Below are 23,177 nucleotides of genomic sequence, written 5' to 3'. Positions count from 1 at the left end.
AATAAGTACACTTGCTGGTGATATTAACTAATTCATTTTAAAATATAATATATACTTTTTATTAAGGCAGCATATGAAGCGCTATGTTTTTATGATCTCTGATGGTACAGGAATTACCGCCGAAACTTTTGGCCATAGCTTAATTACCCAATTTGAAAACATAAAATTTGAAAAGCTTACTATTCCCTATATCGATTCCTTAAAAAAAGCGGAACACGCAGTGGAACAGATCAACCATGCATTTGAGGAACAGGGAATTAGGCCTTTGGTATTTATGACTTTGATCGACCCAGAAATCAGAAATTACATCAAAAAAGCAAATGCCCGAGTGTTTGATTTATTTAATACTTTTATCGGCCCTATGGAAGAAGAGCTGAATGAAAAATCTTCTTATACAGTTGGAAGAACTCATGGTGTGGTAAACAGTAAACTTTACTTGCATCGGCTTGAAGCAATCGATTTTGCTTTATCTCATGATGATGGAGTAAAAACTCGTGGATATGACAAGGCGGATATTATTCTCATTGGTGTTTCACGTTGTGGAAAAACACCAAGTTGTTTGTATATGGCACTTCAATATGGAATTTTAGCTGCGAACTACCCTTTTACTGAAGAAGAAATATTAGGCTTTAAATTACCTGAAGTACTGAGACCTTATAAAAATAAACTTTTTGGATTAACCATTGATCCACAACGTTTGCATCACATTAGAGCTGAGCGCAGACCCAACAGCAAGTACGCATCACCAGAGCAATGTCGTCTCGAAGTAAATGAAGTTGAAGCGATGTATCAAAAGGAAAAAATTCCTTACATTAATTCGACAAAATATTCTATAGAAGAAATATCAACCAAAATACTTGCTGCTTCAGGTTTACAGCGAAAATTATAAACACTGTATAAGTTATTGTTTTAACATCAGTTTTTGTATTGATTTTAAACAACTCATATGAGGGGCACTTGCCCCTCATATGCATTAAAGCTTCCCTACCGCTTGATAATTTCCACGAACAGCTTGATGGAGAAGCTTGCTTGCTTCCTGTAACGTAGTTAAGTATTGATTTATTCTGAATAAATCATGATTTCTTTTTGAGATAATAGAACTGATTATGGACTCTTTGGTAGGTAAAAACTGGGTTTCTCCATTTTTTTAAACATGAAGTAACTGATTAATCTATTTAAATCCATCTTACACGGCTTTTCCCTAAGAAATGAATTTGTAAGTCTCACTTAATCAGATAGTTGTTTTCAAGGTCAATTGAAAGAGTATTATTTCGGAACACTGGGAAAATCAGCATTACAATCATATCGATTATCATTCGCTAAAAAAGTCTTACAACTTTGATTAATCGTATATTTTACAGTAGTAGAATCAGGAACAGCAGTATTTTGTTTTGAATACATTTGCCAAATCATAACGCCTCCACTGTCTTTTTGCTGATCAAGAATTTTGTTAACTAATTGATTGGTTAACTGAAGTTGACCATTCATATTTTTAGGATAAGCCGGCTGATTAACTTCAAATCCAAAGAGGATTTTTGCTTGAATATGATACTTGGCAGGCAAATAAGTTACTTTTCCAATGTTGTCAATGGTTAGGCTAGGTTTGCTTACAGTCTCTGCTTTCAACCAATTCATGTAATCCTTCATATAAGCACTGACTTGGCCAGGCAAATCTAAAGGTCCATCAGCGTATGGCGCACATACCGTTGGGTCATCACCACACAAATCATAGGTCATCACACCCATGCTATCAAAACGCGAGACAACCGTTTCGTCCTTATTCATCAAGTTGTACCATAAGCCTTTCAGATTTCCTTTCCACCAAAGCCCTCCTTTTGAATAGATATCAGGGAATTTGTCCCCAAAAACAAAACCTGTAATGGGACGCGCCCCAACTGGTGGCGCAGCTGTAGCAAACTTAAGGTATTTAGCTCCCGGATCATCCATTATTGTATGTAAAATTGCATCAACTTTATCAATTGTCTTTGGCATAACAAATGAAGAACCTGAACTTATTCCATATTTCATAAGATTTTCATAAGTTGGTCCACCTGCATCATGTATTCTTTGGGCTATTTCTGTTGACCACTCACCAGCAGAGCTAGGACCCCAAGTCACAGCATATTGATCCGCATGCCAAAATTCTTCATAGTCAATATCAATACCGTCCACACCTAAATCATTGGCTAATTTTACTATATTTGCATAAGAGGTTTTTGCTTTGCTCGCTTGATCTTTATCAGATGGGTCAGGAAACCAATCATAAAAAATCTGGTTTATAGATGAAGAACGAGGACCACAGGCCTCTTGAGTTAAATCAAAATTACAGCTGTAATTCCAACCTCCTACAGAGAGAAAGGTTTGAATGTTTTTTTGTTTGGATAATTTGATCGCTGATTTTAATGCATTAAAAGCTTGGGCGCCCTTACCATCATGATCCGTAAAGTAGCCCAATATTCCCGTATCAGCGAGGCTGCCACTCTGATAATCGATTAATGTTGGTCGAACAAATGAAAAGAGCACGCGGTTAAAATTAGGTTTTTTTAGTCTAACCAAATCATCAACGTATTGTTGAAGCTGTTCCGGCCTATCTATAAGCAAATATACGGAAACAATTTTTCCTTTCACCACGTCCTTGGTGTTAATTGAATAAGCATACGCAACAAAAGCAGAAGACCCAAGGATCATTGAATAGAACACAGAGAGATAAGTCTGTTTTAGGTTCATCGCCTCTCCCTGACAATCATCAGACACCTGATTAAATTATATACATTTAATTGGGATAAGCAAAGTTAAGCGATTAGTAACAAGAACCTCGGGATATTAATAATCCCGAGGTTGAATAAAACACTTAAAGACTAGACAACCCATAGTTGCATAAAATCTTCTACTTTCATTGCAGCCAGTGTATTTGTATCGCTCATTACGTGCATGATACGGTCAACGCGATCTGCAGTAAACTGCGTACTTAAATTCTTTTTAAATTTGGATAACAAAACAGGGATACCTTCTTCACGTCTACGTTTGTGACCGATTGGATATTCCACTGTAATCAAATCACTTTCAGTACCATCATTAAAAATTATCTTAATACTGTTAGCAATAGAACGCTTTTCTGGATCAAGATAATCCCTTGAAAAACGCTCATTCTCAGTGACATGCATCTTGGCGCGTAATGCATCAATTCGCGGATCGGCAGCGATATCGTCTTCATAATGCTCGGCCTTTAAATCGCCAAATAATAAACCTATAGCAACCATGTATTGTAAACAATGATCTCGATCTGCTGGATTATGCAAAGCCCCTTGCTTACTGATAATTCGAATTGCCGACTCATGGGTTACTAAATCAATTCGAGCGATATCATTGAATCGTTGTTTCACTATTGGATGCAACATCACGGCACACTCAACGGCAGTTTGTGCATGGAATTCAGCGGGATAGGATAACTTAAATAAAACATTTTCCATAACATAGCTGCCATACTGACGTTGAAATTTGAATACGTTCTTTTCAAAAAGCACATCATAAAAACCCCATTTGGGGGCACTTAACGCACTGGGATAGCCCATTTCCCCTGCTTTAGCAATCAATGCCAATCGAACTCCCCTGGATGTTGCATCCCCTGCAGCCCATGACTTTCTGGAACCGGCATTCGGAGCATGTCTATAGGTTCGTAGACTTTGACCATCGACAAAAACTTGGGACAAGGTTCTTAACATCGTGTCTCTATCGGCGCCAAACAATTGAGCAGCAACAGCTGCACTGGCAATTTTGACTAAAAAGACATGATCTAATCCCACCCGATTAAAACTGTTTTCAAGAGCGAGACATCCTTGAATTTCATGTGCCTTAATCATGGCAGTCAGTACGTCTTGCATTAAAATAGGAGGGTTACCCACGGAGCAATTTTGTCGACACATATAATCTGCTACAGCAAGAATGGCGCCTAAATTATCAGAAGGATGTCCCCATTCAGCTGCAAGCCAGGTATCATTGAAATCAAGCCAACGAATCATAGCGCCAATATTAAAAGCAGCTTGTACTGGATCTAACTCATATGCAGTACCAGGAACCCGAGCCCCACCAGCGAGCGTAGCACCGGGAACAATTGGGCCTAAAAGTTTGGTGCATTCAGGGAAGTTTAATGCCAAAATCCCACATCCCAATGTATCCATAAGGCATAAACGTGCTGTCTCATATGCTAAAGCACTATCAATTTTCTTGTTTAATACATAATCAGCAATATCAATCATAACCTGATCATAATCAGGCTTAATGTTATCTTCTACATAACTGTGCATAATAACCTCTGTGTATAAATAATATTTCCTCATCAGCTCAGTTATCCCCTCTCCTCTTCTACTTTGCATCATCCCGAGCAGGGATCTCCAAGGCTATGGCACAGTGTTACTCATAGGAGATCCCTCATAAAGCTGGGGACAACGGGGACAGAGGAGCAGGAATATTCCTTAAGCCAAACTACATCCACGCTTCAATTAGCGAACGGATTCGGCAATTATCCTCTCGAGTCTATCGGACGAAACTTCTGTGGCTCAGGTCCAGTATATTCAGAAGTAGGTCTTATTAATTTATTATTTGCTCTTTGCTCAAACACATGTGCAGACCATCCTGTAATACGTGACATCACAAAAATGGGAGTGAACAAGAACGTTGGTATGCCACAATAGTGGTATGCTGAAGCACTATAAAAATCCAGATTCGGAAATAATTTCTTTTCATTCCACATGACTTCTTCAATTCGTTCTGAGACATGATATAAAAGAAGGTCTCCTTTTTCCTCACCTAAGCGGAATGACCATTTTTTAATAATGTCAGAGCGAGGATCACTCGTTGTATACACACGATGTCCAAATCCCATGATGAGGGCTTTATTAACCAACATGTTTTTCAATTCAGTTTCGGCTTGATCAGGACTTGTGAAACGTCCAATAAGATCCATTGCCGCTTCATTAGCACCACCATGCAAAGGACCACGTAAGGTACCAATTGCACTGGTAATTGCAGAATAAAAATCAGCAAGCGTTGCAGCAGTAACTCGGGCCGCAAAGGTAGAGGCGTTAAACTCATGCTCTGCATATAAAATTAGGGAGACATTCATCATTTGAGCTTCTAGTTTGCTCGGTTTTCTTCCATGTAATAGAGCAAGAAAATGTGCTCCAGTTGTTTCCTCATCACTTAAACCAGATATTTCTTTATTGTGAAAATGCCAGGCATACCAGTAGCACATCATTCCTGGAAATAAAGCCAACAAACGATCTGCAATATGATATTGCTGGGAAAAATCATCTTCAGGTTCAATTGTTCCTAAAAAGGAGCATCCAGTTCGCAACACATCCATGGGATGAGTGTTTTTAGGAATTAATTTAAGAACTGTTTTTAAACTTTCTGGTAATGTCCTTAACTGAGTCAGTTTCTTTGTATATTCATCCAATTGCTTTTGAGTAGGGAGTTTCCCATAGAGTAACAAATAGGCTACTTCCTCAAATGTGGCATATTCAGCCAAATCATCAATTGAGTAGCCTCTATAATTTAAACCCTTACCTGCTAGTCCAACTGTACAAATTGCTGATTGTCCTGCAACAACACCGGCTAAACCGCCGCTTTTAACACTCATTGTCTTCCTCCATCAATTGGTCTAGTTTTTGTTCGTATTGATAATAACCAAGTACTTCGTATAATTCCTCTCGAGTTTGCATGTTATCTAATATGTTTTTTTGCGTGCCATCTCGAAGAATTGCCCTGTACGTATTTAAAGCAGCTTGAGACATTGCTCTGAATGCACTTAAAGGATATAAAATTAGTGATACACCAACTTGTTTGAGCTCTTCCCGACTAAATAAAGGAGTTTTACCAAACTCCGTAATATTCGCCAACACAGGCACAGGAACTGCCTTCGTAAATGTATGATATTCATCGAGGCGAGTCATCGCTTCGGGAAATATCATATCAGCGCCCAATTCAATACAAAGCAAAGCTCGTTCGATCGCTGCGTTCATGCCTTCAACAGCATAGGCGTCTGTTCTTGCCATAATGACAAAATCAGGATCTTGGCGTGCATCAACTGCAGATTTAATTCGATCCCCCATTTCCTTCATGGATACAATAGCTTTATTAGGTCTGTGTCCACATCGTTTTGCCAATACTTGATCTTCAATATGTATTGCGGCAACCCCAGTTTTTTCCATGAGCTTTACTGTTCTGGCTATATTAAATGCATGCCCCCATCCAGTATCTACGTCAACCAAAAGAGGCAGAGAACAGGCTTCGGTAATTCTTCGTGCATCTTCGAGCACTTGCGATAAATTGGTCATGCCAAGATCAGGTATGCCATAAGAGGCATTTGCAACGCCTGCTCCTGAAAGATAGATTGCCTGAGCTCCGGCACTTTGCGCGAGCATCGCAGAATAAGCGTTGATGGCACCCAATACGGGTAAGGGTTTATTTTCTTTGATTATCTGTTTGAAGGCTTTGCCCATGGAACCAGCCATTAATTGTCACTCCTTGATCTTAAATATATGAACTGTCGTAGTCGAGAGTTGCAGCTAGTGAACCCCTAGTTTTTTGTCATAATCTCGATAGCGAGAGACGACGAGGACTACAGGTTTATTATTATGCTCTAATGAGAATCTCATCTCAATCGATTTTAATGGCTCCACGAATTATATTTTTACGCAAAAAACGTGCGGGGGATAAAGCTTGTTGCAAATTTCTGGGTAAACAACTTAGTTCATTATTAATTACCGACGCGAGCCATTCCGCACATAAAGGAATGGTTGTAAGACCGCGGGAACCAAATCCAGCACAGGCATAAAGTCCAGGATAATAGGGTCCACTCTGCGCAATCCAACGTTTTGCGTTCGTTTCCAAACGTGCAAATTGATGTACAAACTGTTCCGCATCAGCAATTTTACCAACCAAAGGAAGATAATCCGGTGTAGATGCTCTAACTCCGGCCCAATGATTGCTTACTTGATCAGACCATAGAATTTCTGGAGCCAGTTGCTTCAGCTTTGCTAAATTAATCCTATCATCCTGAGATTTAATTTGTGATTCTGCTGACTTTAACTCATAAGTGGCACCTAATTGATGCATACCATTAAGAGCAGGAAGAACATGACCATCACCACATAGAGGTAGTTTCAAAGACGCACTTTGAGCCGTTGCTGGAATTGCTGTCATCTGGCCCCGTATCGGCTTGACAGGTAGATACTCAGTTTCTGTGAATGAATTAATTTTATACCCATTAGCCAAAATGAGTACTTCAGTGTTTATATCATTCACTATCCAGCGCTTATCAAAAGCTAATTGTTTAATTGAAGTATTGGTGAGCAAAGAAATGCCTTCTCGATTAATTAAAAAGCGGCATAATTCTGGAGAGTTAATCCATCCTGATAACGGAATATATAATCCAGGCTTATCGAGCAAAAATCCTGCTAACTCAGAGGCATGTTGTATATCAACTAATGAACCCAACTCTGGATAATGAGCCAGCCAAGAATGTAAACTGGACTGTGCCGACTTTTCTTTGTCAGAGTATGCAAGTAACAAAGAGCCACATAATTCACCTATCTTGGCCTGATTTAAAATGCGTTGATAAGCTCGTGCAGCATACAAAAATGCAGATAACATAAACTGCGTTAAGGGTGAATTGTAAGCAGAGAGTTTAGGGAATAAGACGGCTTGCTGATTCGCAGATCCACCATCACCTACCTGACCTAATTCATCAATTAATGTAACGTTCCACCCTCTTTTATTAAGTGTGTATGCGGTAAAGCAGCCGGCCAATCCTGCACCTAAAATAACAGCTGATTTACTGGAATAACGTTCAGGAGCACTAACATGCCATGGTGTATGGCGTTTTGCTGCTTTGTATATCGGATCTTGTGCAAAACGAGCACAAATCATATGCCGTTTTCGTCCAAAGCCTTTTCTTTTTTCAACAATAAACCCATTTTCAGTTAAATTGGTTTTAACAGAACCTGCAGCAGTATACGTAGCTAAGGTAGTCTGCTCATTAGATAACATGGCAATTGTTTTAATGAGGGCATCAGACCACATACTTTTATTTTTAGATGGAGCAAAACCATCTAAAAACCAGGCATCGACAAAAGCGGTTCGAAGCTGCCTTTCAAGTGAGGATTCCCCACAAATTAGCAGCTGTTCATAGCATTCCAATGCCTCTCCTAGCATCAATGTTAAGGTCACTTTGCCCTCACAAAATGACAGATGATGATATCCAGGTGTCAATACAGGATAACTGGCGATCAGTTGTTGAGCCTGGTTTTCCAGTTGCGGCCAGAAAGCAAGACTTCGCTTTAAATCACTAAGAGATAAAGGATGTTTTTCACATGAAATGAAATGCAATTCACAGGACTCAGGCGCATATTGTTCCCACAAACTCCAACTTACAAGAAAATTTAAACCGGTTCCAAAGCCAGTCTCTGCAATAGTAAATCTTTGGGGCTTATCTTTAGAAAATGATTGCCAACGCTGAATTAGATTATTTCCATCAATAAAGACATGCCGGGATTGATGCATTCCGCCATCAGAAGAATGGTACACATCATCATATTGTGTTGAGAAAGGCAGAGTATCTTGCCAATTGAGCTCTGCCTTATTAATCGGTACAAAAAAATTACTCACATATAACCACTCGATTTGTAGCCATTCCCTTGGCCTCTTGTACTTCAGCTAACTTTTTTTCCTGAATTAACTCTCTCAGCTTAGGTACAATGATAAAAAGTACAATTGAAGCACCAATTGCAAATAACCCTAACATTAAAAATACATGACTATAGCCACTATTAGTCACTAAAGGCGAACTACTATCTTGCCCTTCAATCATCAAGTTAGAACTGTAGCTGGACAATGTTGCACCAACACCCGTATTAAGCATCCACATGCCCATCATTACACCCTGTAATGATGATGGAGCCAAATAACCTATCATAGCATAACCAATTGGGGATATTAAAAGCTCTCCTATACTTTGTAAGATATAACTAGTAATAATCCAACCAGGATTCACTAGCCCTTCATAATTAGCGTAGGCGATACCAATAGGCAATATAACAAAAGCCATTCCAATACAGAGCAACGCCAGCGCAAACTGAGTAGGAATATTAATTTGCACACCGTTCCTGCGCATTTTATGCAATAACACGCCTAATAATGGACCTCCAATAACTATAGCTACGGTATTTATGTTTTGGAACCATTGTGGTGGGATAATCCAACTCGCATACTCTCTCTGGACATTATGATCAATAAAGACCGTAAGCCCCATAGGAGCTATTTGATAAAGCATCCAAAAAACGGTTCCGACAATCATAAGCACGGCAAAAGCAATGATTTTATCTCTGGCTTCTTTTGTTGGTTGTTGTTTTGCTAAATATAAAATGACACCAATCATCAGCGCGCCAGTTACAAGGACTAACTTTTTAGCCCAGTCAGCATAATGCAACAACTCACTCAACACGAAAGGCATTACAATAATTAAAGCGCATCCCAAAAGAACAGCCCTTTTTTGAGAAAGCTTGTCCTTTTGAGAAAAAATTGTTTCTCTGTCTGATAACTGATGCCAACAATACAAGCAGATGATCAAAGCGATTAAATTTCCTAAACTGCTCATTAAAAAAAGTCGTTCGTAATTCTGAGTGAGCTGGAATATGCCACTCAAGCTAAAACCAACAAAAAAGCCAATATTCATTCCCGCATAATTCATGAGAAAAGCACCCTCTCGACGAGTGTCTTCTGGGGAAAAACGTTGAGTCAACATGCAATTTAAACAGGTTACATTTAAACCTGACCCCGTTAAAAAAGCTGCCAAGCCATAATAAAGAAAAGAGAGATCACCAAATGACAATAAGATACAACCTATAATTTGTGCCACCATTCCTGCACAAAACAATGCGCGATTGGAAAGCAAACGTCCACCCCAAAAACCACCGAGCAAGTGTAAGCCATAATTGAATGCAATAAAGACACCCATAATACTATTCGCAGTGCTGGTTTGCAGCCCCAACTTCCCTTTCATGTACAAAACGAGCGTAGAGTAAAGAACGCTAAAACTTAAAGTGGAGACTATTTGAATAAAGAAAAGAGGGACAATTCCCTGTGGCATTGATTTGATGAATTCCTTTTTTGTCATTCCCGACATTATAGCCTTCCTTGTTAATTCAAGACCCACTCTGAATATGACATGTGGAAAAATTACTGTCTAGTACCTTTAAAAATTTATTTATTTATCTTTAAATTCACCCTACTTACAGCCCATATCATCTCGAGCGCGACAAGAATTCCACCCTGAAATGCTCTACTTTTTACAGGGAGAAACCTCGATTTACTCGAGAAGGGGTAAGAAGCTGTTTATTTTTTCAATTGGCTCAAAACTTCTTCTGCAGCCATTTGCGTTTTAACAATTTCATGTTCTCCATGGGCGCTGGAAACAAATCCAGCCTCATACATAGAGGGAGCAAAATAGATGCCTTTTTCTAACATTCCATGGTAAAACTTCTTGAATAAAATTTCATCAGATGCAGCGATGTCAGCATAATCTGCGATGCGTGTCTTTTCTGTAAAACAAAAACCAAACATTCCACCTAATGAAGCAGTAAAAAATGGGATATTCAATGTTTGAGCAACCGAGGCTAAAGCTTGCGTTAAAGCTTTTGTAGACTGACTTAACGAATCAAAAAAACCAGCTTTTTCGATTTCAGATAAGGTTGCAAGACCAGCGGCCATAGCTAATGGATTTCCAGAGAGTGTCCCGGCTTGATAAACTGGTCCCTCAGGCGCCAGAAAGGACATTATTTCTGCTCGTCCACCTAAGGCACCGACCGGCATGCCCCCACCAATAACTTTACCTAGGGTAGTAATGTCTGGCGTGATTCCGAACACGCCTTGAGCTCCAGTTAACCCCACTCTAAAACCAGTCATAACTTCATCGAAAATCAATAAGGCGTTGTATTGATCGCATAATTGGCGCAATCCCTGCAAAAATTCTAAATCAGGCAAAACGAAACCCATATTTCCCGCAACAGGTTCTAAAATGACTGCGGCGATGTCGTCAGGAAATTTTTGAAATAATTGTGCGGTTTGATCGAGATCATTAAAATTGGCGGTTAAAGTATGCTCTGTGACACTTTGTGGAATTCCAGGGGTTGAAGGAATGCCTAAGGTAAGAAGACCAGAACCCGCTTTGACAAGTAAACTATCGCTGTGTCCGTGATAACAACCATTAAACTTTATGAATTTATTTTTCTGGGTGACACCACGAGCCAACCGGATAGCAGTCATTGTGGCTTCAGTACCAGAATTCACCATCCGTACTTTTTCAATTGAAGGAATTAAAGAGATAATTTTTTCAGCCAATTGTACTTCAAGTTCTGTAGGTGCTCCAAAACTCATACCGCTATGAAGCACCTTACTTACCGCTTCAATCACAGCGGGGTGGCAATGACCAAGGATTAATGGTCCCCAAGACCCAACGTAATCAATATATTCATTATTATCGACATCGATAAGGTATGCCCCCTTACCTTGCTTAAAAAATATAGGATCACCACCAACCCCTTTAAAAGCTCGTACAGGAGAATTAACCCCACCAGGAATCACTGCTTGGGCTTGATGAAATAAATCTGTTGAACGCGTCATAAAAATCTCCATAATTTTGCGATATAATATTACAGACATTGCGAAAAATTGGCAAAAAAAAAGGGGCTGATCTTTACATTAGGTTCCACAATAGCTAAATTAAGCCCTTTTACAATGAGTACTATCATGCAAGAGTATAAAAAATATATTTGTGTCATCTGTGGTTTTATCTATGATGAAGCTGAAGGATGGCCTGAGGATGGAATTGAACCGGGTACACGTTGGGAAGATGTACCAGAAAATTGGTTTTGTCCCGATTGTGGTGCAGGAAAAGAAGATTTTGACATGGTGGAAATGGAATAAGACCATAAGCCATACCGAGTGAAGACTCTAGCCCGGATTCCGCTACTATCCCGGGCTAAGTAACCACATTATGATTTCCATCATCACTGAAGTTACGGCTTAACCACAACCAATAACACGATTGCTATCAAGAATAATGTTGGAATTTCATTATAAATGCGAAAAAAACGAGCGCTTTTTTGATTTTTATTTTGCGCAAATGTTTTTAAATAATGCCCGCACAGCAGGTGATAAACCCATAAAAGAACAACAAGGCTCAATTTAGCCTGCAGCCATCCTGCCTTAAGGTAATAAGCAGGATTATAAGTGAGTAGTAATAATCCTAATAGAGTAGTCAGTAAGGCTGCAGGCCAGGTGATCCCATAGTACAATCTTTTTTCCATTATTTTAAAACGGATAATACTGGTCTCGTCATAAGTATCCGCGTGATAAACAAATAATCTAGGTAAATAAAATAATCCAGCAAACCATGCAACCATCGCAATAATATGAAACGCTTTAATATATAACATAATTAATTTCCAGATTTCCGTTTACTTTTTTTTCGTGACCGCTTCAATAAATTAAGGGACTCAACCGATAGGGAAAAACCCATAGCGAAATAGATATACCCTCGAGGAATATGAAAAGAAAACCCATCAGCAACTAATACCATGCCAATTAGAATTAAATAACTCAAAGCAAGCATTTTAATCGTCGGGTGTTGTTTAATAAATGCACTAACCAGTTCGCTTGCAAAAATCATAATAAAAATGGCACAAGTAATCGCCAGAGCCATGACCCAAAATCGAGAGGTCAAGCCAACGGCGGTCAAGACACTATCGAGAGAAAAGATAATATCCATGATTACAATCTGCAAAATCACCATCCTGAATGTTGCTTTAAATGAATGCTTTTTGTTATCACTCACTAATGCGCTATCTTCCGTGACATCTTGGTGAATTTCATCGGTAGCTTTCCAAATTAAAAAAGCACCACCTAGCATGAGAAACAAATCACGAGCAGAGAACGAAAGCTGATTGATTGTCAGCAAGGGCTTAGTTAATTTGATCAAATCCACCGCAACCGCAAGTAAGAGCAGCCGCATTACCCAGGAGAGGGTTAGCCCCCAATGTCTTGCTTTTTTTCTCTGCTCAGGAGGTAATCTTTCAGATAAAATGGACAAAATAACCAAGTTATCAATTCCCAAAACAATTTCTAATATGATCAAAACGATCAAACTTGCAATAACATCAATAAAATCCATCAAAGCCTCAGATGTCAGAAATTGAAAACTATATGATATACTCTTAATCCAATAATTACCTAAGCTTTTCTGTAGCATTCATCCTACAAATTTGACTTAAAAATAAAGGTTTATAAAGGCAAATATTCACTTTATTCTTTTGCTTCGATATAATATTCAATGTTTCGTTAATCTTGTGAGATACAGAGATCATCAAATTCATCAAAAAGCTGTTAAAGAAAAACAGAGCTCATGTGCCTCCTGTTGCTTCAGCTTACATAATCCCAAGGAATAAACATTCCATATCTAAAGCGGACATTAGTAGCAATGCGCTCAAAGTATTGAACCGCCTGATTGGTGCTGGTTTTCAAGCCTATATTGTGGGCGGAAGTGTTCGAGATTTATTGCTGCATAAAGCCCCCAAAGATTTCGATGTTGCAACCGATGCAACACCAAATCAAGTCAAGAATTTGTTCAGAAATGGGCGAATTATAGGTCGTCGATTCAAGCTCGTTCATATACTTTTTCATCGAGAAATTATTGAGGTTGCTACGTTCCGAGGACACATGGCGGCTGATGAGAGCCAACAAACCAACGAACGCGGAATGCTGGTGCGTGATAATGCCTATGGCTCACTCGATGAAGATGCTTGGAGACGCGATTTCACAATTAACTCGCTCTACTACAATATCAATGACTCTACTATTATTGATTTTACTGGTGGTGTAAAGGACGTTGAAGAAAAACTCATTCGTATGATTGGCGATCCAACAAAACGTTACCAGGAAGACCCAGTGCGGATGTTACGGGCGATTCGATTTAGTGCAAAATTAAATTTCAAACTTGCACCCGAAACAGAGGCCCCTTTCCCTGAAATTAGCCATCTGATAACACATGTCTCTAATTCGCGTTTATTTGATGAAATGACCAAATTATATCAATGCGGCAATGCTGAGGTAGTTCAAAAACTGCTTATGAAATATGGTTTATTTCAGTATTTATGCCCACAAACTAATGCCCTATTAAACAGTTCATATCCTGTAAATGCCTTATTAGCCATTGCTCTGGAAAATACCGATACGCGTATCAGGGAAGATAAACCCGTAACTCCCGCATTTTTATTTGCAGTCCTTCTATGGTTCCCCATGATTGAATGTTCAAAGGACTTACAAAAAACCGGTGTTGATCCACTCCCATCTATAGAAAAAGCAATGTCACTGGTTCTTGCTGAGCAAAACAAAATTATTTCCATACCCAGACGCTATACACAAATTATTCGGGAAATTTGGTTACTGCAGTATCGTTTTGCCAAAAGACTCGGAGGAAGAGCCTTTAACCTCTTACAACATCCACGCTTTAGGGCAGCATATGATTTTATGGCATTACGTGCTCTTGCAGGGGATGAGTCTATGGAGCTCGCACAATGGTGGACGGCGTTCCAGGATGCAGATGAGGCCGAACAAGCCAATATGGTTGCGCAATTAACACCTGATACGCAGAAGCGTAAACGCCGCCGTAAGCCAAAACCCAAAAAAGCAAGCGATTCATAATGAATGTTTGTTACATAGGGTTGGGCTCAAATCAGCACGTCCCTGAACGTCAACTTCGAAAAGCAATTAAATCAATAAAATCATTGCGCGGTACTGTTGTTACTAAAGTATCATCCTTTTATTGGTCAAAAGCCTGGGGATTACAAGGACAACAAGATTTTTGTAATGCAGTGATTGAGCTTTCTACTGTTTTATCTCCCTTAGAACTACTTAATGCATGCCAAAAAATTGAAAAGAAACAAGGAAGAATCCGGAAAAAACGCTGGGGTCCTAGAATTATTGATATTGATCTTCTTTTATATGAAGATCGTGTTGTTCAATCGAAGAAACTCATTGTTCCTCATCCACACATTCACTCTCGAGATTTTGTTTTGACTCCTCTAAAGGAAATAAATCCTGATTTCAGATGTATTGCAAGGGTGTAGTCTCGGCACAAATAACCAATTTGACACCATCAAATATCCAGCATGAGCAATATCTTAAAGATATGGACAATATGGCGCCACTTCTCAACCATTTAAACTAAATTATTTCATATTTTGTAATGTAAAATAGGTACTTATATCAAGGAATCTACTATTATTTACAATAATAAATACCATTGAGAGGCTTCTATGTATAAGAATATTTTATTTGCTACGGATTTGCTCAAGGAGCATAATCATCTCACAGAAAAAGCAATTTCTATTGCCAAACAATTTAATGCTACATTATACCTGTTGCATGTTATAGAGCTTCCTGCGAGTTTCCAACTAGCCCAAGGTCTAGGTTTTACAGAATTAGCAAATCCTGCCAAAGATGATGCGCAAACCGTTTTAGCATTACTGGGTGAAAATTATAATATCCCTCAAGAACAACAATTTGTTGAAGTAGGGTCAGTTAAAGAACATATTTTTAATAAAGTTAAAGAATTAAATTGCCAGCTTATTGTTATTGGAAGCCACTCATCCGTTGGTTTGCATTCATTTTTGGGCAGTACGGCGCATGCTACGGTGAATCATGCCCCATGTGATGTTTTGACTTTACGACTTTAATAATTAATTTTTTTTATCTGCGCTGTTATTAAAGGATTAATTATCATGCAAATCACATTTCTTGGCGCCAACGGAACTGTTACAGGGTCCAAGTACCTCCTTTCGTTTGATCAAAAAAATATTTTGGTGGATTGTGGGCTTTTTCAAGGTCCAAAGGAGTTACGTCTAAAAAATTGGAGTCCACTGCCATTTAGTCCGGAAATATTGGATGCGGTGATTCTCACACATGCCCATATTGATCATACCGGCTATCTACCTTTATTGGTGAAGCATGGTTTCGATAAACCCATTTATTGCACGTACGGGACTAAAGATTTATGTGAACTCCTATTACGTGATAGTGCACATCTCCAAGAAGAAGATGCCAAACACGCCAATGAGCACCATTATTCAAAACATCACCCTGCTCTACCTCTCTATACGCTTGAAGATGCTGAAAATGCATTAAAGCTGTTTCAGCCACATGCCTACAATAAAGTAATCCAACTGAATAATAACTTAAGCGTTCGATTAATTCCTGCCGGGCACATCATTGGTTCATCTTTTGTACGAATCCAACATCAGGATACATCACTGCTTTTTAGCGGAGATTTAGGAAGGATGCATGATCCGGTAATGAAAACACCTACAGAAGTTCAACAGGTCGATTACCTTGTCATCGAATCAACCTACGGCGATCGTCTACATGAAAAAGAACCCCCCAAGCAGACATTAAAAACAATTATTAATAAAACCATTCGCCGAGGCGGCTCAGTGATTATTCCAGCATTTGCTGTAGGCCGTACACAAGTACTGTTGCATCATCTTTCTGAGTTAAGAAAAGAAAATGCGATTCCAAATGTACCCATTTATTTAGATAGCCCCATGGCGATTAATGCAACGCAAATTTTATATAACCATGTAGAAGATCTTCGGTTAACCGAAAGCCAATGTCAGGAGCTCTGTGATGTTGCAACCTACGTGAGGGCCATGGATGAGTCGATTGAATTGGATTTAGATAAAACACCCAAGATTATTCTCTCTGCAAGCGGCATGGCTTCTGGTGGGCGTATTATATTTCATATTAGAGCCTACGCCTCGGATCCACGTAATACTTTATTGTTTACTGGATTCCAAGCAGAAGAAACACTAGGTGCAGAAATTCTAGCAGGTAAAAAGTTTATTGAAGCCCATGGCAAAATCATCCCTATAAATGCTCACGTAGAGGCTATGCGTAGTACCTCGGCCCATGCCGATTATGGTGAAATACTTGCTTGGCTTAAACAATTTCGACAGGCACCTAAAAAAACTTTTGTGACTCATGGAGAATCAGAAGCTGCTCTCTCTTTAAAGCACAAAATTGAAACACAACTCGGTTGGGAATGTACTATTCCTGAGTATGGACAAAAAGAGCAATTATGAGTAAAAAGCACACAACCTTGACGCTTAAATACTTAGGAATTAATACCCATAAAGAACCTGTTATTTATATGCGTGAAGATTGTCATATTTGCAAATCTGAGGGATTCACTGCCCAAACGCGTGTTCGGGTTATACTCAATGAGCGCTCTATTATTGCCACATTAAACACAGTAGAAACTGATTTATTAAGGCACAATGAAGCGAGTCTTTCAAATTATGCATGGGAGCTACTCTCTGCTAAAGAAGGTGATGAGATTGCTGTAACTCATCCTCAACCACTCGATTCACTTAGTTATATTCGCTCCAAAATTTATGGTAATGAATTAACCGCTGAACAAACAAACCACATCATTAAAGACATTGTATCCGGACAACTTTCGGACATTAATATAGCAATGTATATCGCAGCGAGCGGTGGTGACAGGCTCTCACAGAAGGAAATTCTTGATCTTACTCGAGCGATGATCCATTCTGGGCAACAATTATCGTGGGAGGTTCCATTCATCGTAGATAAACACTCTGTGGGTGGCCTACCAGGAAATCGCACTACACCTATTGTTGTTTCAATTGTCGCTGCATTTGGCTTAGTAATTCCCAAAACTTCCTCACGGGCCATCACATCCCCAGCAGGAACAGCAGATACAATGGAAGTATTCACCAGGGTTAATTTAACACTCAATGAAATGAAAAAAGTTGTGGAGCAAGAAAACGGCTGCTTGATTTGGGGTGGCTCGATGTCATTAAGCCCTGCTGATGATTTACTAATCCGCATTGAACGAACCGCAAATATTGATAGCGAGGGCCAAATGGTTGCATCTATTTTGTCAAAAAAAATAGCTGCTGGCTCAAATCATCTAGTTATTGATATGCCTATAGGAACCACCGCTAAGGTTCGTTCCATTGAAAGGGCTGAATCTTTAAAAAAATTATTAGAATGCGTTGCCGAGGAATTTGACCTCAAAATAAAAGTAATATTTAGCGATGGATCACAACCGGTAGGCCGTGGGATTGGACCTGTTTTAGAGGCACTGGATGTATTATCCGTTTTAAATTGCGATATACATGCGCCACAAGATTTACGTGATCATGCTTTAGTATTAGCGGGACATATCATAGAGTTTTCCCCTCAGATTTTGCCAGGTCAAGGACTAAATATAGCAACTCATCTACTCAATAGTGGCAAGGCTTTAGCTAAATTTGAAGCAATTTGCCGGGCTCAAGGTGGTCTACGAGAGATAAAAAAGGCACCGGTTGTTCATACCATTGAATCCACACGCTCAGGGATCGTGATTAACATTGATAATCGTCACATTTCTCAAATGGCAAAATTAGCTGGAGCACCAAAATCAAAAGGAGCGGGTGTTGAGCTATTAACAGAACTGCATTCGGTAGTCAAAAAGTCTCAGCCCCTCTTTAGAATCTACGCAGAAACTCGTAGTGAACTCAATTATGCTCTTGATTTCTTGAAGCAAGGGCATGAGATATTTCAAATTGAGGCCAGCACATGAAAAATCCCATACTTTTTACATTATTTGGACATAATGAACTCTCGCACACAATCCAAACGAAATGCCATTATGAGTTGGGGAAAATAAACTTTCATCAATTTCCGGATGAAGAAACTGTGGTAAGAGTTCACTCTGATGTAGCCCAGCGAATTGTCATATTTGTAGTTAATCTGGTCCATCCCAACCCGAAAATTCTTCCACTTTTATTTGCTGCACAAACGGTAAAATCTTTGGGTGCATCCAAAATAATCTTAATCGCTCCCTATCTTACTTATATGCGGCAAGATAAAGTATTTGAATCAGGTCAAGGCATTACTTCTGCCTATTTTGCACAATTGATTTCTTCTTATTTTGACGGCTTAATCACGATTGATCCGCACTTGCATCGTTGGAAGGATTTAAATGAAATTTATGAAATACCAACGACCGTGTTGCATGCGACCAATGCGATTGCCTCCTGGATCCATCATCATGTTCCCAATCCAATTCTTATTGGTCCTGATTCAGAGAGCGCGCAATGGGTTGAAACAATTGCATTAAAATCTAGTGCCCCTTTCACCATATTGGAGAAAAACAGGAAAAGCGATACCGAGGTTGAAATTTCCATTCCAGGGATAAATCAATATATTAAAGCAACCCCTATACTCATTGATGATATTATATCTACTGGAATGACAATGATAGAAACTTTAAAGCATATTCATTCCTTAAGGATGCAACCTGCTATTTGTATCGGGGTTCATGCTATTTTTGCCGGCGGTGCGTATCAACAACTTTTAGCGTCTCATACAACCCAAATTATTAGTTGTAACACGATTCCTCATCCCTCAAATCATATTGATATAAGTCAAAATATCATTGATTCACTACTTAAGTGGAACTTATAAATGAATCGAATAATTGCACCTACGAATCCTGTTAATATCATTAAATCTACTGGAGAAAAAGTTCCTTTCAATCCACATCGTATCTACCGCTCGTTAAAGCGGGTTGGAGCGGACGAATCACTTATTAATAAAATTGTGAGTGAAGTGTCTCAATCTGTAGTTGATGGTATGACCACACATGAAATTTATCGGATTGCGTTTCGGCTTCTACGCAATCAGTCAAGAGCTTTGGCGGGTAAATATCATCTAAAGCGCGCGATTATGCAGCTTGGATTTTCTGGATATCCTTTTGAAAAATTCGTTGCAGAACTCATGCGGCATCAAGGCTATAAGGTACTCAATAATCAAATTACAAAGGGCTATTGTGTCAACCATGAAGTTGATGTAGTTGGTGAGCGTCAAAACGAACGTGTTTTTGTCGAGTGCAAATACCATAATCGTTTAGGTCTTGCATGTGATGTAAAAGTTACTTTGTATATCAAAGCTCGTTTTCTTGATATCGAACAAGCTTATAACAAAAAACCTGAAGAAACTCTTAAAGGCTGGCTTGTTACTAATACTCGTTTTACCAACGATGCAATACAATATGGTCAGTGCGCTGGCTTACATTTAATTAGCTGGGATTTTCCGGAAAAAGGCAGTTTAAAAGAGTTAATTGAGTTTTCAGGCTTATATCCCATCACCTGCATCACCAACTTTACAAAAGCAGAAATCGAAATGCTGCTTGGAGAAAATATACTCTTATGCAAAACAATTGCTGAAAATCCTGCGCTTCTAAATAAATTAAATATTGGTGGAACACGAATGAAACAGATTATTACCCAATGCAAAGCGCTCTATAAATCCAAAAAATATGAGGAATAGGAGAATAAACAGTTGTAGGTTGGGCCTTTTGGCCCAACCATTTTTTAGATGCTGTATCTAATTCGTATCGGATTTAATTTTATGAAGAAATTAACAGTAAATCAGTGACTATTTCTTGCTTTTTTCTCTCTTTTTGACATGCTTCATTAATCTTCTTTTTTTATTCACTTGGCGTTGTGATAATTTAACTTTTTTATCCGCAAAAGGATTCGTTCCACCTTTAAATTCAAGTTTCAAAGGAGTTCCTACCAACCCTAAATGTTTAATAAATTCATTATTTAAATAACGCTTATAGCTATCAGGTAAATCAGCCAATTGATTTCCATGAATTACAATCACCGGAGGATTGTGACCACCAAGATGAGCATATCTCAATTTTATTCGGCGCCCACTCACACAAGGAGGAGTATGTTTCGTACTGATATCCTGGAGTAAGCGTGTTAATCTGGGCGTAGAAAAAGATTGGACGGCTGAAGCATAAGCCTCATTTATGTCTTTAAATAGGCTCCCTACTCCGCTGCCATGTAATGCAGATATAAATCGTATTTTTGCAAAATTTGCAAAATGCAATCTTCTGGATAATTCACTTTTTACCTTTTCCTTATGTTCCTCATCCAGACCGTCCCACTTATTAACCGCAATAACTAAAGCTTTACCGGATTCAATAATAAAACCAATCAAATTCATGTCTTGATCGGTAATTCCTTCCCTTGCATCAAGAAGTTGTAAACACACATTAGATTCTTCAATGGCTTGCAATGTTTTAATTACAGAGAATTTTTCTATTTTTTCATCAATTCGAGATTTTCTACGCACACCCGCTGTATCAATCAACACATATTTCTGCTCATCACGAACAAAAGGAATTGCGATACTGTCTCGGGTTGTACCAGGCATATCATAAACAACAACCCGTTCTTCACCCAAAATGCGGTTAATCAAAGTAGACTTTCCAACATTGGGTCGACCAGCAAAAGCAATTTTAATTGCAGTATCTTCTTCATTTGCATCATCTTGAGACGCAAATGGTGCCAATATCTTATCAAGGAGCTCTCTAATTCCACTACCATGTGATGATGAAATAGAATGAATATCTGCAATACCTAAAGCATGGAAATCAGCGCAAGCAACATCATCATCCATCTGTTCCGTTTTATTCACAACAAGATGTATCTTTTTACTTAATTTACGTAAATTATTGGCAATTTTTTCATCAATGCCCGTCAGGCCTGAGCGTCCATCAACTAGAAAAAGAACAATATCCGCTTCATTCAGTGCTATCTCTGATTGTTTGGACATTAAATTATCAACAGCAATATCGTCAACACCAATACCACCAGTATCAACAACGATATAGTGTTTATTATCATGCTGGGCTTGGCCATACTGCCTATCGCGAGTTAAGCCAGGAAAATCAGCAACTAGGGCATCTTGCGTCTTCGTTAACCTATTGAATAAGGTTGATTTACCAACATTAGGACGCCCAACAAGTGCAATCACAGGGATCATTTATTAACTCACAGATAATTGATTAAGCATTCCATTGTCTGTTAATACATATAACTTTCTTCCGACCACGCTTGGAGAAATACTGACACCACCTGAAACTTTTGAACGAGCTATAATTTCACCTGTTTGAGCATCAATAAAATGGAGATAACCTGTTTTATCCCCTACAACCAAATCATTTTTGACCAGCGCTGGTTCAGTCAATCCTCTTGCTTTCAGACTGGTTTGTTTCCAATTAACTTGGCCATTACGCTTATCAATAGACCATAAGACATCATGACTATCCGTTACATACAGGGTATTACCATTTAATACCATATTTTTATAGACAGAACCGGGCTTTCTCCAAATAAATTGTCCATCAGTCAAGGACAGTGCACCAATGTATCCCTGATAACTAGCAAGATACACTACATTATTGTCAATAATTGGATCGGCGTCGATGTCGACTAAGCGCTCTACATCACTCGACCCAGAGGCATACGCAATACTTCTTTGCCATACTAACCGCCCTGTTTCTCGATCGTATGCATCCAATTTACCATCAGAAAAACCGATTAACACTAGATTTCCCATAGCAACAGGAGATGAGCTCGCCTTAAGAATCAAGCTGGGTGCACCATGCTCTGCCATCCACATTTGCTTACCGTCTGCGGTATTAAACGCATAAACTCTGCCATCGATTGTCTTAACGATTACTTTTTTACCTAGAATAGTAGGTGGCGATAAAATTTCTCCAGTAACCCTGGCGTGCCACAGCTTTTTACCATTATTTTGATTGAGCACCACTAATGACGAGTTATTAGTACCTACAGCAAGATATCCATGAGCTACAGCAGGACCACTAACTAAACCATGCTTCAGCTCCGTAGCCCACTTTATTTTACCATTATGTTTATTAATTGCTTGTACTAAACCACTTGTGTCTGCAGTATAAATAACACCGCCACTGACTACGGGTTTTATCCTTAGATATTCTTTATTTTTAGAAGCCTTACCTACAGCAGTGCTCCAATTTTGCTCCACTTTAATTTTATCTTTAACTTGCTTCAGCTCTCTAGGTTTTGGCGTGTTGTCTTTACCTAACATGTAATCATCAAGTTTTGAACATCCCTGAATTAAAGTACAGAGAATTAAAATAAATAATTTCATTTTCATGAAAATTAAACCTCAAGTTTGTGCTATACAAAATATATCAATAATTGTGATAACCGCTT

Annotated in this window: 20 protein-coding genes; 9 read left to right on the top strand and 11 right to left on the bottom strand. The window is 38.9% G+C overall.

Annotated features, from left to right (window positions below; all coding sequences use genetic code 11):
* The first annotated feature begins 73 nt into the window (after positions 1-73).
* Positions 74-889 carry a pyruvate, water dikinase regulatory protein gene (locus tag OQJ13_RS00330; protein WP_265708347.1) on the top strand — a complete coding sequence of 272 codons (816 nt, stop codon included), beginning with the start codon at positions 74-76 and terminating at the stop codon, positions 887-889.
* 377 nt (positions 890-1,266) lie between these two features.
* On the opposite strand, the gene OQJ13_RS00325 is transcribed toward OQJ13_RS00330, so the two are convergent.
* From OQJ13_RS00325 to hemL, 7 genes are all read right to left on the bottom strand, one after another.
* Entirely contained in the window at positions 1,267-2,727 is a 1,461-nt protein-coding gene (locus OQJ13_RS00325) for a glycoside hydrolase family 18 protein (RefSeq protein WP_265708344.1), read from the bottom strand.
* Positions 2,728-2,858: 131 nt separating this feature from the next.
* Positions 2,859-4,304, bottom strand: a complete 1,446-nt coding sequence (locus OQJ13_RS00320; RefSeq protein ID WP_265708331.1) for a bifunctional 2-methylcitrate dehydratase/aconitate hydratase — start codon at positions 4,302-4,304, stop codon at positions 2,859-2,861.
* Between the two features lie 215 nt (positions 4,305-4,519).
* Positions 4,520-5,638, bottom strand: a complete 1,119-nt coding sequence (gene prpC, locus OQJ13_RS00315; protein ID WP_265708329.1) for a 2-methylcitrate synthase — start codon at positions 5,636-5,638, stop codon at positions 4,520-4,522.
* A complete protein-coding gene (prpB, locus tag OQJ13_RS00310; RefSeq protein WP_265708328.1) occupies positions 5,628-6,512 on the bottom strand; it encodes a methylisocitrate lyase in 885 nt (294 codons plus the stop codon). Before prpB ends, prpC begins: the two co-directional genes overlap by 11 nt.
* A 145-nt stretch (positions 6,513-6,657) precedes the next feature.
* Positions 6,658-8,667, bottom strand: coding sequence for a bifunctional tRNA (5-methylaminomethyl-2-thiouridine)(34)-methyltransferase MnmD/FAD-dependent 5-carboxymethylaminomethyl-2-thiouridine(34) oxidoreductase MnmC (gene mnmC / locus OQJ13_RS00305; RefSeq protein WP_265708326.1), 2,010 nt, complete (start codon positions 8,665-8,667; stop codon positions 6,658-6,660).
* A complete protein-coding gene (locus OQJ13_RS00300; RefSeq protein ID WP_265708324.1) occupies positions 8,660-10,183 on the bottom strand; it encodes a peptide MFS transporter in 1,524 nt (507 codons plus the stop codon). The genes mnmC and OQJ13_RS00300 overlap by 8 nt, the downstream gene beginning before the upstream one ends.
* Positions 10,184-10,392: 209 nt before the next feature.
* A complete protein-coding gene (hemL, locus tag OQJ13_RS00295) occupies positions 10,393-11,679 on the bottom strand; it encodes a glutamate-1-semialdehyde 2,1-aminomutase (protein ID WP_265708321.1) in 1,287 nt (428 codons plus the stop codon).
* Positions 11,680-11,805: 126 nt separating this feature from the next.
* On the opposite strand from hemL, the gene OQJ13_RS00290 reads away from it, so the two are divergent.
* Positions 11,806-11,982 carry a rubredoxin gene (locus OQJ13_RS00290; protein ID WP_019232400.1) on the top strand — a complete coding sequence of 59 codons (177 nt, stop codon included), beginning with the start codon at positions 11,806-11,808 and terminating at the stop codon, positions 11,980-11,982.
* A 92-nt stretch (positions 11,983-12,074) separates the two neighbouring features.
* Here OQJ13_RS00290 and hemJ read toward each other — a convergent pair whose 3' ends face one another.
* Together hemJ and OQJ13_RS00280 are read right to left on the bottom strand one after the other, a co-directional pair.
* Complete coding sequence (gene hemJ / locus OQJ13_RS00285; protein WP_265708319.1) at positions 12,075-12,494, bottom strand: protoporphyrinogen oxidase HemJ; 420 nt, start codon at positions 12,492-12,494, stop codon at positions 12,075-12,077.
* Between the two features lie 2 nt (positions 12,495-12,496).
* Positions 12,497-13,228 carry a TerC family protein gene (locus tag OQJ13_RS00280; protein WP_265708317.1) on the bottom strand — a complete coding sequence of 244 codons (732 nt, stop codon included), beginning with the start codon at positions 13,226-13,228 and terminating at the stop codon, positions 12,497-12,499.
* A 233-nt stretch (positions 13,229-13,461) separates the two neighbouring features.
* Here OQJ13_RS00280 and pcnB point away from each other — a divergent pair, with 233 nt between their 5' ends.
* From pcnB to OQJ13_RS00245, 7 genes are all read left to right on the top strand, one after another.
* Positions 13,462-14,757, top strand: coding sequence for a polynucleotide adenylyltransferase PcnB (pcnB, locus tag OQJ13_RS00275; RefSeq protein WP_265708316.1), 1,296 nt, complete (start codon positions 13,462-13,464; stop codon positions 14,755-14,757).
* Positions 14,757-15,182 (top strand): 2-amino-4-hydroxy-6-hydroxymethyldihydropteridine diphosphokinase, encoded by a 426-nt coding sequence (gene folK, locus OQJ13_RS00270; protein ID WP_265708314.1) that lies wholly within the window; start codon positions 14,757-14,759, stop codon positions 15,180-15,182. The genes pcnB and folK overlap by 1 nt, the downstream gene beginning before the upstream one ends.
* 189 nt (positions 15,183-15,371) lie before the next feature.
* Entirely contained in the window at positions 15,372-15,791 is a 420-nt protein-coding gene (locus OQJ13_RS00265; RefSeq protein ID WP_265708312.1) for a universal stress protein, read from the top strand.
* 45 nt (positions 15,792-15,836) lie between these two features.
* Positions 15,837-17,192, top strand: a complete 1,356-nt coding sequence (locus OQJ13_RS00260; RefSeq protein WP_265708310.1) for an MBL fold metallo-hydrolase RNA specificity domain-containing protein — start codon at positions 15,837-15,839, stop codon at positions 17,190-17,192.
* Positions 17,189-18,700 carry a thymidine phosphorylase family protein gene (locus tag OQJ13_RS00255; protein WP_265708309.1) on the top strand — a complete coding sequence of 504 codons (1,512 nt, stop codon included), beginning with the start codon at positions 17,189-17,191 and terminating at the stop codon, positions 18,698-18,700. Before OQJ13_RS00260 ends, OQJ13_RS00255 begins: the two co-directional genes overlap by 4 nt.
* Positions 18,697-19,587, top strand: coding sequence for a ribose-phosphate diphosphokinase (locus OQJ13_RS00250; RefSeq protein WP_265708307.1), 891 nt, complete (start codon positions 18,697-18,699; stop codon positions 19,585-19,587). Before OQJ13_RS00255 ends, OQJ13_RS00250 begins: the two co-directional genes overlap by 4 nt.
* On the top strand, positions 19,588-20,451 hold the full coding sequence (locus OQJ13_RS00245) for a restriction endonuclease (protein ID WP_265708305.1): 864 nt from the start codon (positions 19,588-19,590) through the stop codon (positions 20,449-20,451). It begins immediately after the preceding gene.
* A 108-nt stretch (positions 20,452-20,559) separates the two neighbouring features.
* Here OQJ13_RS00245 and der read toward each other — a convergent pair whose 3' ends face one another.
* A complete protein-coding gene (der, locus tag OQJ13_RS00240) occupies positions 20,560-21,960 on the bottom strand; it encodes a ribosome biogenesis GTPase Der (RefSeq protein ID WP_265708303.1) in 1,401 nt (466 codons plus the stop codon).
* Between the two features lie 3 nt (positions 21,961-21,963).
* Positions 21,964-23,118 carry an outer membrane protein assembly factor BamB gene (gene bamB / locus OQJ13_RS00235; RefSeq protein ID WP_265708302.1) on the bottom strand — a complete coding sequence of 385 codons (1,155 nt, stop codon included), beginning with the start codon at positions 23,116-23,118 and terminating at the stop codon, positions 21,964-21,966.
* Positions 23,119-23,177: the final 59 nt, after the last annotated feature.

The organism is Legionella sp. PATHC035, from assembly GCF_026191115.1.
Classification (GTDB): domain Bacteria; phylum Pseudomonadota; class Gammaproteobacteria; order Legionellales; family Legionellaceae; genus Legionella.
Note: the sequence above shows the minus strand (reverse complement) of the source record. Positions and strands in the feature narration are given on the sequence as shown.